Origin of the sequence: Paenibacillus harenae DSM 16969 (assembly GCF_000422465.1) — a bacterium.
Lineage (GTDB): Bacteria > Bacillota > Bacilli > Paenibacillales > Paenibacillaceae > Pristimantibacillus > Pristimantibacillus harenae.
Genome location: NZ_KE383845.1, coordinates 389,152 through 404,318, shown reverse-complemented (window position 1 = coordinate 404,318; position 15,167 = coordinate 389,152). Strand labels below are relative to the sequence as shown.

General features: G+C 55.8%; 10 protein-coding genes. 8 read left to right on the top strand and 2 right to left on the bottom strand.

Annotated features, from left to right (window positions below; translation table 11 throughout):
* Positions 1 to 13: 13 nt before the first annotated feature.
* From H581_RS0129730 to H581_RS0129710, 5 genes are all read left to right on the top strand, one after another.
* Entirely contained in the window at positions 14 to 910 is an 897-nt protein-coding gene (locus H581_RS0129730) for a carbohydrate ABC transporter permease (RefSeq protein WP_029192438.1), read from the top strand.
* Between the two features lie 113 nt (positions 911 to 1,023).
* Positions 1,024 to 2,661, top strand: coding sequence for an ABC transporter substrate-binding protein (locus H581_RS0129725; RefSeq protein WP_029192437.1), 1,638 nt, complete (start codon positions 1,024 to 1,026; stop codon positions 2,659 to 2,661).
* A gap of 96 nt (positions 2,662 to 2,757) precedes the next feature.
* On the top strand, positions 2,758 to 4,257 hold the full coding sequence (locus tag H581_RS0129720; protein WP_029192436.1) for a glycoside hydrolase family 32 protein: 1,500 nt from the start codon (positions 2,758 to 2,760) through the stop codon (positions 4,255 to 4,257).
* Between the two features lie 28 nt (positions 4,258 to 4,285).
* Entirely contained in the window at positions 4,286 to 6,559 is a 2,274-nt protein-coding gene (locus H581_RS0129715) for a GH32 C-terminal domain-containing protein (RefSeq protein WP_051251458.1), read from the top strand.
* A 73-nt stretch (positions 6,560 to 6,632) separates the two neighbouring features.
* Positions 6,633 to 7,514, top strand: a complete 882-nt coding sequence (locus tag H581_RS0129710; protein WP_029192434.1) for an ROK family protein — start codon at positions 6,633 to 6,635, stop codon at positions 7,512 to 7,514.
* 357 nt (positions 7,515 to 7,871) lie between these two features.
* Here H581_RS0129710 and H581_RS0129705 read toward each other — a convergent pair whose 3' ends face one another.
* Together H581_RS0129705 and H581_RS0129700 are read right to left on the bottom strand one after the other, a co-directional pair.
* Complete coding sequence (locus H581_RS0129705; RefSeq protein WP_029192433.1) at positions 7,872 to 9,938, bottom strand: iron ABC transporter permease; 2,067 nt, start codon at positions 9,936 to 9,938, stop codon at positions 7,872 to 7,874.
* Positions 9,935 to 10,948, bottom strand: coding sequence for an ABC transporter substrate-binding protein (locus H581_RS0129700; RefSeq protein ID WP_029192432.1), 1,014 nt, complete (start codon positions 10,946 to 10,948; stop codon positions 9,935 to 9,937). The genes H581_RS0129705 and H581_RS0129700 overlap by 4 nt, the downstream gene beginning before the upstream one ends.
* A 665-nt stretch (positions 10,949 to 11,613) precedes the next feature.
* Between H581_RS0129700 and H581_RS0129695 the strand changes: the two genes are divergently transcribed.
* The 3 genes from H581_RS0129695 to H581_RS35795 all read left to right on the top strand — a co-directional run bounded on the left by H581_RS0129695 (position 11,614) and on the right by H581_RS35795 (position 15,149).
* Positions 11,614 to 12,573, top strand: a complete 960-nt coding sequence (locus H581_RS0129695; RefSeq protein ID WP_245600193.1) for an ABC transporter permease — start codon at positions 11,614 to 11,616, stop codon at positions 12,571 to 12,573.
* A gap of 24 nt (positions 12,574 to 12,597) precedes the next feature.
* Complete coding sequence (locus H581_RS0129690; RefSeq protein WP_051251457.1) at positions 12,598 to 13,488, top strand: carbohydrate ABC transporter permease; 891 nt, start codon at positions 12,598 to 12,600, stop codon at positions 13,486 to 13,488.
* An 83-nt stretch (positions 13,489 to 13,571) separates the two neighbouring features.
* On the top strand, positions 13,572 to 15,149 hold the full coding sequence (locus H581_RS35795; RefSeq protein ID WP_036720504.1) for an extracellular solute-binding protein: 1,578 nt from the start codon (positions 13,572 to 13,574) through the stop codon (positions 15,147 to 15,149).
* Positions 15,150 to 15,167: the final 18 nt, after the last annotated feature.

The following is a 15,167-nucleotide window of genomic DNA, read 5'->3' as shown; positions in this document are numbered from 1 at the left end:
GGGGGAGGAAGCAATGAACGCGCTGCTTGCACGCAAAACAAAAGGCGATGTCGTCTTCGACATCATCAACTATACGCTGCTGACGATCGGGATGCTGCTCATCTTGTATCCGCTGTATTTCGTGCTGATCGCTTCCTTCAGCGATCCGAATCTGATCTATTCGGGAGACATTTGGCTGCTGCCGAAGGGGCTGACGCTCGACGGCTATGCACGGATATTCGCAGACGCGACGATTTGGACCGGGTACGGCAACTCGCTGATCTACGCCATCGTCGGCACTGCGATCAGCGTGACCATCACGTTAATGGCCGCCTATCCGCTGGCGCGGAGGGATTTTATCGGACGGGGAGCGATTATGTGGTTCTTCGTATTCACGATGTTTTTCGGCGGGGGGCTTATCCCGACTTACCTGTTGATCAAGGATCTGAACATGATCAATACGATTTGGGCATTGGTCGTACCGGGAGCGGCTGGCGTCTTCAACATCATCATCGTGCGCACCTTCTTTCAAAGCACGATTCCCGATGAAATGCGCGAGGCCGCTTCTATCGACGGCTGCTCGAACACTAGGTTTTTTCTCGGCATGGTGCTGCCGCTGTCCAAACCGATTATCGCGGTGATGGTGCTCTACCACGTCGTCGGCTTCTGGAACGGATTTTTCGATGCCATGATTTACTTGAACGAGGAATCGAAATATCCGCTGCAGCTTGTCCTGCGAAATATTCTGGTTCAAAACCAGGTCAACTCGAGCATGATGATCGACGTCGAATCGTATGCCGCCAAGCTTCGGGTGACGGAGCTGATCAAATACGGCGTCATTATTATCGCAAGTCTGCCGCTGCTTATCTTGTATCCGTTCCTGCAGCGTTATTTCGTCAAAGGAGTCATGATCGGCTCCATTAAAGGCTAGCCGCGGCAAGAGCCGCATCCCGTTTGATTATCTCCGGGCTTCGAACTACCGCGGACCGAACCCGGTTGATGATAGATCAATATATAGAATTTGCTAAGGGAGGATCACCACGAATGAAAAAGACAGGGTCTATTGCAGTCAGCTTATTACTGACGGCGAGCATGATGTTATCCGCCTGTACGGGCGGCAACGGCAATGAAGGTAAGAACAAAGACGGCGCAAACGGCGGAACGAACGCCCCGGCCGAAGAGACGGGCTTCAACAAGGACGGCCTGCCGATCGTCAATGAGAAGCTGACGCTGTCGATCGTTTCTCCGAAAGCCGCTCTTGCACCCGAATATAACGAAATGGAAATTTTCAAGCGTCTTGAGGCGGATACAAACGTTCATATCGAGTGGAACAACATTCCGGATACGGACTACGCCGAGAAAAAAAATCTGCTGCTTGCCAGCGGCGATCTGCCGGACGCCTTCTATGCCTCGCAATTTTCCGATTATGAATTGATTACGTACGGCGAAGACGGCACCATCATCCCTCTTGAGGAATTGATCGAGCAATACGCTCCGAATTTGATGAAGCTGCTGGAGGAAAGACCTGATATCAAAGCGGCGATCACCGCTCCCGACGGCCATATTTACGGCTTGCCGACCTGGGAGGAGAACGAGCTCGGCACGAACCCGTTCTTCCATGTCATCAACAGGCAATGGCTCGATAAGCTGGGGCTGAAAATTCCGGAGACGCTGGACGAATATACGGAAGTGCTTGTCGCTTTCAAAACGCAGGACCCGAACGGAAACGGCAAAGCTGACGAAATTCCGTTAAGCTTCATGCATATGCAGTGGTGTATGGATATCGCGGGATTGTTCGGCGCCTTTGGCCTGCCGGATAATCTGGAACACCGGATCGTCCGCGACGGCAAGGTGATCTTCACGGCTACGCAGCCGGAATACAAGGAAGCGCTGAACTATTTTAATGAGAAATGGTATAAGCAGGGCTTGATCGATCCCGAATCGTTCACGCAGGACGCGCCTCAATATCTGGCTAAAGGAAAAACGGCCGATCCGACGCTCGGCTCCTACGTTTGGTGGGAAATCGAGGAGGTTGTCGGTGCGGCGCAGGCTGCCAATTATGCCCTTGTTCCGCCGCTTGCCGGACCGACGGGCAAGAAGACCATCGGGCGGGGCAATGGCGGCGGCCCTGGAAGAAACGCATTCGTCATTACGAAAGAAAATGAGCATCCTGAAGCAACGATGCGTTGGATCGACCAGCAATATGAGCCCTATATGGCTGCGCAAATCCACTGGGGTCCGATCGGCGTCATTTATGAGAAAGACGAGAACGGCAAGCTGGTGAATCTGCCGCTTGAGGAAGGCGTATCGATGGGCGAATTCCGCCAGAAGGTCGCCCCGAACGGCGCGGGTGTCATTACGAGCGAGCATTTCAAAACGATCGTGGACATGGAACCGCGGGCCCAGCAGCGGAAGAAGGACTTGGAGAAGTATTATGAGCCGTTCATGGAAAAAGAGAACTATCCGACGATTTTCTTCCTGCCGGAAGAACTGGATACGATCAACCAAATCGAGCCTGAGCTGATCAAATACGTGAATACGCAGCGCGCGAAATTCATCGTAGACGGCATGAACGATAAAGCGTGGGACAGCTATGTAAAGACCGTGGAGGATATGGGACTCAGCAAGCTGATGGAGCTCTATCAAACCGCACTGAACCGTTATAAGGAAGCGCAAAAATAAATATTTCGCAAAGACGGACCGGATGAAGTCTTCGGTTGACGGCCTCATCCGGCCGAAATAATCCATTTTTCTACAGATAAGAGGAGAGAGAAATCGATGACGCTTAACTTTGACCATCCGCTGCGGCCGCAGTTTCATTTTACTCCCGCAGCCAACTGGCTGAACGATCCGAACGGGATGGTGTATTATGACGGGGAATACCATTTGTTCTACCAGCATCATCCGGATAGCGCCGTATGGGGGCCGATGCATTGGGGCCATGCGGTCAGCAAGGACCTCGTGCACTGGGAGCATCTTCCGATCGCCTTGTATCCCGATCATAACGGAACGATTTTTTCGGGCAGCGCCGTAGTCGATTGGAACGACACGAGCGGTTTTTTCGAAGGAAAAGCAGGGCTTGTCGCCATCTATACGCAAACCGAGATGATACCGGACTCGGACTTGTCTATTCAACGGCAGAGTATTGCCTACAGCAAAGATAACGGGCGGACCTGGATTCCTTTTGCAGGCAATCCCGTCCTGGCGGACGAGCGTTTTCCGGATTTTCGCGATCCGAAGGTATTCTGGCATGAAGAAACGAAACGCTGGATCATGGTGCTGGCGGCAAGAGACCGGCTGCTGCTCTATTACTCGGCCGATTTGAAGGCCTGGACATTCGCCAGCGAGTTCGGAGCGTTGGATGGGTCGCATGACGGAGTATGGGAATGCCCGGATCTGTTCGAGCTGCCTGTCGATGGCGGCGACGGGGCTTTGAAATGGGTGATGATCGTGAGCATCGGCGATGACCCGGCATGTCCGGAAGGCTCCAGAACGCAATACTTCATCGGCGAATTTGACGGCCTTGCGTTCACGAACGACAATCCAAAGGAAACCGTGCTATGGCTTGACTATGGCCGGGATAATTATGCGGGCGTGACATGGTCCGATGCGCCGGATATGGAATCCGGGCGTCTGTTCATCGGCTGGATGAACAACTGGAAGTACGCGAATCTGATCCCGACGGACGGCTGGCGGGGAGCGATGACGCTTACGCGCAAGCTGAAGCTGAGACAGGGGCCTGAGGGCGTTCGCCTCGTTCAAGAAGCGGTTGAGAGTCTTCGGCAGCTTCGTCTGCCGGGCAGCGAATGGCAAGATGAGCGCATAGGCCCGGATTGCAGCCTGCTTGGCGGGCATCAGGGAGGGCTGCTGGAGCTGGAGGCGGAGTTCGAGCTGGATACGGCATCCGAATTCGGCTTTAAGGTGAAGGCCGGCGGCAAGGAGACGGTAATCGGTTACGACGCCGCTTCCGGCGAGCTGTTCATCGACCGCTCGGATTCGGGCATCATGGATTTCCATGCCGAATTCGGCTGCAGGCATACGGCGCCTCTGCCGGCCAAAGACGGCAGAATCAAGCTTCAGCTGTGGCTCGACCGGTCCTCTGTGGAGGTGTTCGCAGATGACGGAGGCGTGGTTATGACCGACCAGCTGTTCCCGCTGGAGACGGCGGATGGTATCGAGCTGTACGCTGCCGGAGGAGAGGTGCTGCTGCGGTCGCTGCGGCTGTATCCTCTAAGATCGATTCATGCGCTCACAGCGGCTGAGGCGGCAATCAAATAAGGATGCCCGAAGCGGGAGGACGGTTATTATGGATAATAGAGTTTGGAATCTGCAGGATGGCAGCGGACTTGCCGCCCATTGGCCATTGGATGAGGGGCGGGGCGCCACCGCGGCGGACACGGTAAGCGGAATGAAGGATATCGTTTCCTATGCGCTGCTTCAGGCTAGATTTACCGACCCGGCTGACCCGCAGTGGCGTCCGGGCGTTTGCGGAGGGGCTCTTCTGTTCGACGGGTATTCGACTTGGATTACCCGGAAGGCCGCCGGCGCTCCCATGCTGAACGATGCGTTCACGCTATCCGCCTGGGTTGCGCCGCGCTCGTATGAATGGGGAGCGGAGAAGCGTCTATCCGCGATCGTGAATCAACATGACCGGGAAGCGGCGGAGGGTTATGTGCTCGGTATGTACAGGCACGGCTCATGGTCGCTTCAGCTGGGCCTTGGCGGAAGCTGGCAAGAGCTATGGTGCCGTCACCGTCCGCTTGAGAAGGGAAAGTGGTCGCATATCGCGGCCACCTTCAGCAGGGACGACGCGATGATGAAGCTTTTCTTGAACGGGGAGCAAGTCGCCGAGCAGACGACGCCGTTGGATACGGGAATGACCCCAAGCGGTGCGGATCTGCTGATCGGGAAAAATAATCAGGCCACGGTGCTGGCCGAGGCGTTCCGGCACAATATGTTCGACGGTCTGATGGACGATGTGCGTATCTACAGCCGCGCTTTGTCCGCCGTCGAGATCGCCGCTTCTTATCAGGAAGCGCTGCTCTTGCACGGCGGCAGCGCGCCGGCGATTTCGCCGGCCGATATTCGGCTGGACCGGACGCCGCTGCTGCAGGACCGGCATCGGCCGCAATATCATGCGAGCCCGCCTGTTCATTGGATGAACGAGCCGCATGCCCCGATTTATTTTAATGGAAAGTATCATTTGTTCTATCAGCACAATCCGCAGGGGCCGTACTGGGCACAAATTCATTGGGGGCACTGGGTCAGCGAGGATATGGTGCACTGGCGGGACCTGCCGATCGCGCTTGCGCCCGAGAAGGGAGCTGTCGACCCGGACGGCGTATGGTCGGGCAGCGCAGCCTATGATGAGACGGGCGTACCTGCCCTGTTCTTCACGGCTGGAGACGACAGCGCAGCGCCGAACCAGCGGGTCGGAATGGCGCGCAGCCTCTTCCTGCAGGACGGAGACGGCGACCTGACGGACTGGGTTAAGCATCCTGTACCATTGATCGTGCAGGAGAGGGGGCAGGGCCTGTTCGGAGACTTCCGCGATCCGTTCGTATGGAAGGAAGGCGAGCTGTGGTATTTGCTGATCGGCTCGGGCACGGACGGGTACGGCGGCACGGCCCTCGCATATACGTCCGCCAATATGACCGATTGGACGTATCACGGTCCGTTCTGCGTGAGCGATCCGCAGCAATTCCCGTTTCTCGGCAATATGTGGGAGCTGCCCGTGCTGCTGCCGCTCGGGAAGGACGCATCGGGACGCGAGAAGCATGTGTTCCTGATCAGCCCGCTCGGACCGGACGCCGATGTCGAAGTGTTCTACTGGATCGGGGAGTTCGACCGGGTTGAAGTCCGGTTCGATCCCGATCATGAGGAGCCTCAGCTCATTGACGTAGGGGATTTTCATTTTACGGGGCCGAGCGGAATGGTCGACCCGCGAACCGGACGCAATATTATTTTTACGATCGCGCAGGGGGAGCGGACGCCGCAGCTCGATTACGACTCCGGCTGGGCGCATAATGCCGGGCTGCCGGTCAGCGTGTTCCTGAGAAATGACGGGCGGCTCGGTGTAGAACCGATTGAGGAGCTGGAGTCGCTGCGGGGCGAACGGCTATGCTCGCTCCGGGACATGACGGCCTTGGAAGCCAACCTTGAACTTGCCCTCGTGCAGGGCGACATGCTGGAGATTCAGGTCGAATTCGAAGAGGAGGAGGACCCGGCGGACCGTCAAGGCATTTGGGTAAGGCAGTCTCCGTCACGGGACGAAGAAACGCTTATCTACTATGATCGCCGGAGCTCCGAGCTTGGCGTAGACCGGGAGAAAGCGACTCTGTCTATGGAAGAGCGCACGCGCGGCGTTCAGTCGGGTAGACTTGACCTAGCGGGAGAGGCGCTCCGGCTGCACATCTATATGGACCGTTCCATGATCGAGGTTTATGCGAACGGTCTGAAAAGCTTAACGACAAGGGTTTATCCGAGCCGTACGGATTCGCTTGGCTTACGCCTGCAGGGCAGCGGGAAAGCGAAAATCCGGTCATTGGACATCTGGGCAATGAAGTCGATATACTTATAGTATTGGAAGCTGTGCCAGGCTGCCCCGACGGGGCAGCCATTTGAGCGATTTGAAGGAAGAGGGGAAATTGAGGATGCGAATTGGAGCAATCGAAGCGGGCGGAACGAAATTTGTATGCGGGATCGGCAATGAGAACGGGGTCATCGAGAACCGGATCAGCTTTCCTACGGAGCAGCCGGAGAAGGTGATGGAGCAGGTGATCGCTTATTTCAAGGATAAGGAAGCAGAGGCGATCGGGATCGGAACGTTTGGTCCGATCGATATCGATCCTGCAAGCGATACGTACGGCTGCGTAACGACGACGCCGAAGCCGGGCTGGTCGGGCTTTCCATTTCTCGATACGCTCAAGCGGGAATTTGATGTTCCTTTCGGCTGGGATACGGACGTGAATGCGGCCGCCTACGGCGAAGCCGTCTGGGGCGCTGCCCGGGGGCTGGACAGCTGCATTTATTTTACGGTTGGAACGGGGATCGGAGTCGGCGTTTATTCCGAGGGCAAGCTCGTACACGGCTTGGTGCACCCGGAAGGCGGGCATATTCTGCCCAGGCGCCATCCGGAGGACCGCTTCGAAGGCAATTGCCCGTACCACGGCGATTGTCTGGAAGGCATGGCGGCAGGTCCCGCTATCGAGAAGCGCTGGGGCGTGAAGGGCAGCGAGCTGGGAGCGGATCATCCGGCATGGGCGATGGAGGCTTATTACCTCGGACAAGCTGTGACATCGGCCATTCTCCTGCTCTCTCCGAAGCGGGTTATTCTAGGCGGAGGCGTTATGCATCAGCCGCAGCTGCTGCCGATGATTCGGGCGGAGGTCAGCCGGAATCTGAACGGCTACGTCAGCGCGGCGCCGCTCCTGACCGGCATCGACGAATATATCGTTTCGCCGGGTCTTGGCGACAATGCCGGCTTATGCGGCTCGCTCGCGTTAGGACTGGCGGCGCTGGAACGGACGAAATGAATGCGGACTGGTCGGAATGCGAGGAGCGGACGAAAGAAGGGCTGCTAGGCGGCCGGCAGGATAATTAAAGCGGGTCATTCATTGGAGGTCATTCATTAGAGGTCATTCATTGGATGGCCTTTTTTAGACTGTGGAGCCGTTTGCCGGAGGAAGAAGTGTTTCAAGTAACGTCGAATCAAGGCACTGTTCCATTTTCTGATACACGGTCATGCGCACAGAATTGAGGGCGTCCGTAACTTAGCTGCAGAATAGACGCAGGATACGTGCAGAAGTATAGAACCGTCAGGGAGCGAACCTATCCCTGACGGTTTTTCTTAAACACTTGAGTTTATCATTGCCGCAGGTCACAGACAGCTGTCACGCTCTTTGCGCAAAAGTCCGGAACATGAGAAACAGAAAGTAAGGCGCTCCCAGCAGCGTGATCAATATTCCGGACGGGATTTCCGCGGGAGCCATCACGGTCCGGCCCACCGTATCCGCGAGCACGAGGAGCAGCGCTCCCAGCAGGCTGGACAGCACGATCGAATGCCTCGTGTTATGCCCGATCAGGACACGGACAGCGTGCGGCGCCATTAAGCCCAGGAAGCCGATCGTGCCGACGCAAGCGACGGCGCCCGCCGCCAGGAGCACGCCGACCGCCATGGCGGCCAATCTCGTGCCGCGAACCGGCAAGCCGAAGCCGGTGGATGTGTCGTCTCCGAAGGCGAGCAGGTCGAACCGCCGCCCCAGATACCAGGCGAGCGGAAGCAGCGCGAGCAAAAATATCGCGATGGTATTCACCTGATCCCAGTTGCGTCCGTAAGTCGTGCCGGTCAGCCAGATGAAGCCCGTGCTTCCGAAGAGCGAGCCGCGCACGATCAGCACCTGGATGCCAGCCGCCCCGATTGCCGATACCGCGATGCCGAGCAGGATCAGAACGGATGGATTAAGCGCCTTGCGCCAAGCGAAAGCGAATACGATCGCGGCGGATCCCACGGCGCCGATGATTGCGGCGATGGGCAACAACGAGATCGGCAGCTGCGGCCAGGCGATCAGCACCGCGAGCGCTCCGAAGCCCGCACCCGAGGTGATGCCGATTATCGAGGCGTCGGCGAGCGGATTGCGGACCGCACTTTGGATGAGCACGCCGCTGACCGCCAGGGCGATACCTGCACCGGCCGATACCAACGTCCGCGGCAGCCGCAAGTTGAGAAGTACCGAATAGCCCGCAGCGTTGTCAGAGCCGATAAGACTCGCCCATAGCTGCCTGATCGGCACTTGCGTCGCCCCCATCGTCATGCTTGCCAGAATAAGCGCTATAACGAGTACGAATAAAATGACGGCCAGCCGTGTATAACGGATCTTCATCGGTCGGCCCGCGACGCTCATGGTGACGCTGCCCGCCGAGCCGGATATCGCCTTCATTTTCCGCAGGACCAGCCAGATTAACCACGGCGCACCGATGACGGCCATGACCGCGCCGACGGGCACCTCCCCCATTCCGCTCCGCACCATGCGGGCAAGAACATCTGCACCGGTAATGAGGACGGCACCCCACAACGCGGTGGCCGGAATAAGTGAGCGATGCGAGCGCAATCCGCTTAGGCGGACAAGGTGGGGAGCGACCAGACCCACGAATCCGATCGGACCGGCGACGCTGACGACGACGGCCGCCATAAGCACGGAAAGCGCCAAACCGAGAAACCGGGTAAGATCGACCTTCTGCCCGAGCGACCTGGCCGTCGCTTCGTCAAGATCCAGTACGTCGAACTGTTTGCCAAGCAGGAAAGCCAGAACGACCGCTCCCATAGTCCAAGGCCAAGCATACTGCACCCCGCTCCAATCCAGCTGGTTAAGCGAGCCTGCGCCCCATAAGAATAGAGATTGAGATTCATAAGCGTAGAAAATATGCAGCGCGTTCGTGAAGGAGGCGAGTACGAGCGACACGATCATTCCCGACAGCGCCAGCCGGATGGGACTTGACGCTTTGCCGCCTGCCAAAATATAGGCTACCATAGCGGCAGCCGCTCCTCCCAGAACAGCGATGAGGAAAGGCGACTGATGAAGCGCGGCAGGAAAGAAAATCGTGCCCAGCACCACCATGAAATACGCGCCTGCGTTAATGCCGAGCGTATCCGTGGCGGCCAGCGGGTTCTTGGTAATCGTCTGGAGCAGCGCTCCGGCAATGGCCAGCCCGGCACCGGTAAGAAGGCCCAGCATCATGCGGGGCATCCGGATATCCCATACCAGATTGTGATCCATCAAGTCCTGGCGGTTCCGCAAAGCGGCAATGACCGTGGTTACGGAAACATTCGCTTCTCCAAAACATAAACTCGCGAACATGAGAATAACGAGGGCGACAACGCCGCCCCCGAATATCGCAATTATACTTTTGCTGCCGGCCGTACTTGAAAATGACTTATGCGTATCTATGGCCGTATTCATTTGGTCAAAACTTCAACGACGCGATCCACGAGAACTTTCGAAGAGGTCGGACCACCGAACGTCCAGGTGCTTCCGTCGATAGCATAAGTACGGTTCTCTTTGACGAAGTTGAGACCTTTCCAAACCGAATTGTCCTTCAGCGCGTTGGCGAAGACGTCGTCATCCTTTTGCACGATATAGAGGAAGTTTGTGTCCGTTACCGCGGGAAGAGCCTCGACGGTCGAGTCTGTAAAGCCGTATTTCATGAACTTGTCTGATTTCCATTCATTTACAAGACCGATACGGGCCAGCGTCTGGGAAACGACGGACGAATCCGTGAACAATCTTAATGCCGCATTGTTCTGCGAGGTAAACGCCTGGGTTAAGACGTACTTGAAATTTTCTTTGCCCGCTGCGGCCAGCTTGGCTTTGGCATCCGCAAAGTATTGATCCAGGTCGATCAGGTATTGGTCAGCTTCGGCTTCCTTGCCTACTGCGGTCGCAATGGTCTTAAAGATATCGATGGTACGCGTGTATTGGTCAACGCCATCCGGATACGGATCGAATTCGATGGTCGGCGCAATGTCATTCAGTTGATCGTAGATAGCCGCGTTGTTGTCGGTGTTGGAAATGATGAGATCCGGTTTCAATGAAGCGATCGTCTCCATGCTCGGCTCCCAGCGCATTCCTACGTCGGTTACGTCGCCAGCCAGCGGAACTTCGGAAGTCACCCATTTGGTGAACTCCTTGTTGTCTGCGTTCCCGATCGGCTGCAAACCCAGAGCGAGCAGATCCTCGGTGAATATCCATTCGAGCACGACGACGCGCTGCGCCGGCTTGTCTAATGTCGTTTTGCCTTTGGCATGCTCAATGACGATCGTGCTGGCTTCCGTAGATGGGCTGGCGGAAGGATTGACCGAAGGACTCGAGCTGCTTGACGCTCCGCCTCCGTTATTGTTACCGGCCCCGCATCCTGCGGCGATAATGGCCATAACTAAAGATACCGCCATAATGCTTAGCAATTTTTTCATGATCTGTTGCTACCCCCAAATAAATGTTTTATTAGTCGCTTGCAAGGCCATTCGATCATCAGGTTGTCTTCCGCAGAAAAATTCCTAATGCCTTTCTGATGGGGATAACGGCCGAACGCCGACAAGCGCCGTAAACCAGCCGTCCGGGAATGCCGGCTGCCATAGGCTAGGGATAACTGATTTGTACTTGCCGTGACATCGCCATCCGCCATTCTTTGAAAACGAATCTCAGTACTTCCTACGTTTGAATGATAACGGTTCTCATTATCGTTGTCAATGACCAATTAATCGTTTTTTGCGGAGGGAGCGGCTCATCTTGTTTTCTTTGTCAGGGAATTCATACTTAAGATCATTAAATAGCGCACCCACCAATCGGAAGTTAGGTGTAGTCAGAAAATAAAGTAAGACGGGATGTGTTGATGCTGCGCGGCTTTACAAGTTTGGACATCCGCCGGCCGAACCGCTCAAATGAGCGCTTCGGCCGTTTTTTTTTGCGCAGAAACCGGCTTTTTAAAGGAAAAAGAATAGCATCACAAAAAATGCGGGTTGATTTTCGCCGAACATGAGTACCGGCACAAGAAGTGAAGATTTCGATGCCGATACGGGCTGTGATAGGTTTGAACAGCGGAATACATCGACTCAACCGGCGAAAGGGGGAAATAAAAATGCCAAATGCAGGGCAGCTGAATGCGGGAACGAAAGAAATGCAGATCAAGCGCAGCCGCTCCTTCCGGAAGGAGCTTTCGCGGAACCGCTTCCTGTACGGGATGCTGGTTCCGGTCATTGCGTACTTGCTGCTCTTTAAATACGGCCCGATGTTCGGCGAAATCATCGCCTTCAAAAATTACCGTCTCGCCGACGGCATATGGGGAAGCGCGTGGGTTGGCATTGATAACTTCGTCAAGCTGTTCTCGAGCACGGATTTCTACGCGGTGCTGCGCAATACGCTGGTGCTGAATGTGTATCATCTCGTATTCGCCTTTCCGGCGCCGATTATTTTGGCTCTTCTGCTTAATGAAGTGCGTGTGGAGTGGTACAAACGAACGCTGCAAAATCTGCTCTACATCCCGCACTTTATCTCATGGGTCGCGCTTGGAAGCATCGTCATAGCGCTGCTGTCTCCGTCGACCGGCTTTTTGAATTACGTGCTTGAGCTGTTTGGCCTGGAGCCGATTTATTTTCTGGCCGATACGTTCTGGTGGCCGGTCTCCTTCATCGCCTCCGGCATTTGGAAGGAAGCGGGATTCGGCACGATCCTCTATCTGGCTGCGATGGCCTCCATCGATCCTACCTTATATGAAGCGGCCAAAATAGACGGCGCGCGCAAAGCGCGGCAAATCTGGCATGTGACGCTGCCGGGCATCCGCAGCACGATCGCCATTCTGCTCATTCTGCAGGTCGGCAAAATGATGGACGTCGGCTTCGAGCAGGTTTTCGTGCTGCGGAATAACGCCGTATCGAGCGTATCGGAGGTCATAAGCACGTACGTCTACACGCGGGGCATCGTGAATCTGCAGTACAGCTATACGACGGCATTAGGTTTATTCCAATCGATAATTGCCCTGATTCTGGTCATCGCGGTCAATCGGATCATTAAAGCGATGGGGGAGCGAGGCTTATGGTGACGATTGAGAAAGGAGGGGATGAGCATGCTTCGAAGCCGGGGAGCTAACGCCGCTTCCGCGTCCGGGTGGCTGAGATGGCTTAACTTTATTTTGCTGGCCTCATGCGCCTACGCGACCTTATTTCCATTCATCAATATTATTGCGGTTTCGCTCAGCAGCAGCCGGGCGATCAATGCGGCGGAAGTGTTTATGTGGCCGGTCGAGTTTAATATGGAGGCTTACAAAAACCTGCTGCGCGACGGTCAGTTGATCGTCGCTATGAAAAACACGATCATCATCACCGTCGTTGGCACCGCTCTGAACATGCTGTTCACGATTATGGCTTCTTATCCGCTGTCCAAGTCCAGGTTAAAAGGGCGAAATGCGATGCTGATGGGCATTCTGTTCACGATGCTCTTCAGCGGCGGGATCATCCCAAGCTTCCTGGTCGTCAACAGCCTTGGCCTTGTCGATTCTTACTGGTCGTTATGGCTGCCGGGACTTATGAGCGCCTACAACATGTTCGTCATGAAGTCCTTTCTCGAAGGACTCCCGGAAGAGCTCGAGGAATCGGCCGCCATCGACGGCGCGGGCGATGCGCTTATTTTATGGAAAATTATTTTGCCGCTGGCGAAGCCCGTTCTTGCCGCCCTTACGCTGTTCTACGCGGTGGGCTGGTGGAATTCCTATATGAATGTCTTGATCTACATCCGCAGCACGGACAAATTGTCGCTGATGGTGAAGCTGTATCAAATGATCGACCTGATCAGTCCGGAAATGCTTCGTGCCGGCGAAGGCGTGACGCAAACCCTTATAACCCCGGAGGGTATCCGTGCTGCGGCGATCGTCATCGCCATCGTTCCGATTCTGTGCGTCTACCCGTTTCTGCAGAAGCATTTTATTAAAGGCGTGCTGCTCGGCTCGGTCAAAGGGTAAAAGAGAACGATTTTCGTCCGATATCGAACGCGCTCTCATAGGCGTAATGATATAATATGGTTAATGTTGAGGAGGTCAAAGAAATGAAGACAAACAGAGTTCACGGCAGCAAAATGGTTGGATTGATCGTCTTGATCATCATGCTTGCCGTAACGGCTTGCTCCGGCAATAACGGCGCGCCGGCCAATGCCCCGTCTTCGGGAAATCAGCAGAAGGACAATAACGGCAACAGCGCGGCGCCTAAGAAGGTCAGCATCTCGATGTTCGACCGCGGCCAAGTATCGAGCGACGAAGGCACCTATGAGGAGAACCGCTGGGTCGACTGGATCCGCGAGCAATCGGGTATCGACGTCACCTTCGCCCCGGTACCCCGGAATAAAGCGCAGGACACCCTGAACATCATGATTGCATCCGGTCAGGCGCCTGATCTGATCTGGGAATATGACCGCAACTATATCGGCCGTCTCGTATCGCAAGGAGCGATTCAGCCGGTCGGCGAGTATATCGAGAAATACAGCACTTCTTACAAAAAATACCTGGAAGAAAATCCGGAGCTTGTTCCTTACCTGACCTTCAACGGAGAAATGTATGCGGTTGCTTCGAAACGCGCCATCACGGCAGTAGCCAACCATGCGATGTGGATCCGGCAGGATTGGCTGGATGAGCTTGATCTGAAGGCGCCGACGACGGTCGAGGAGCTGGTTGAAGTCGCGAAGAAATTCAAGGAGCATTATCCGGACAGCACGCCGATCGTCGGCGGCAACAAGTCCGATATTTATGCGGCGTTGAACGGGGCGAGCTTCAATCACTGGTATTTGGAGGATGGCAAAATGAAGTTCGGGGCGACGCTGGACCGGTACGGCGATGCGATCGCGCTGGAGAAGCAGCTGTACGATCTGGGTCTCGTCGACCGCGAATATTTGACGGATACGACGAACCAGCGCTCCAACCAATTATGGACGACGGGCAAAGCGGGCATCCTGCTCGGCCAATGGAGCAACGAGCCGCTCAACCGCGATTTGTTGACGACGGTGCCGGATGCAAAGCCGGTTCCTCTGGAGGCGGTATCTACGAAGAACGGCCATTACGGCACATACCAGGAAGCGCCGCCGTCGTTCTTTATCGCGTTCAGCAAGGATATGAAGGACCCGGAGACAGCCGTCAAATATTTGGATTGGCTGATGGACAAAGGCTGGTATACGCTGGTGAACGGCATGGAAGGCACGCATTATGAGATGGTGAACGGCGTTCCCAAGCAGCTGGACGGCGCGAAGTTTGAGAAGGAAGTCCGGTATGCGGCCGAGTATGCGGTGCTGCGCCAGGAAGGCGTGAAGGCGGAGGACCTGCCGCTGAAGGCGGCGGATGATCCGCTGTCGCAGCAGGTCGCCCAGCTGAGCGCAGCCGCGCTGAATACGGCGCTGCTGCATGAATTCCGCCGCGATATTCCGTTCCAGCCGAACTTCGATGAAATTAACGAGATCCGCTCGACGTTCGATACGTTTCTTAACGAAATACGGGCGAAAGCGACGACGCAAGGACCGAAATATACGGCGGAGTGGGCGCTCGGAGAAATCCGCAAGGAATGGGAGCGGCTTGGCGGAGCGAAGGCGGAGGAAGTGGCGAACGCCTGGTACGAAGAGAACAAATCAACCTTTGAATAGACAAACCGGATTGCGGAG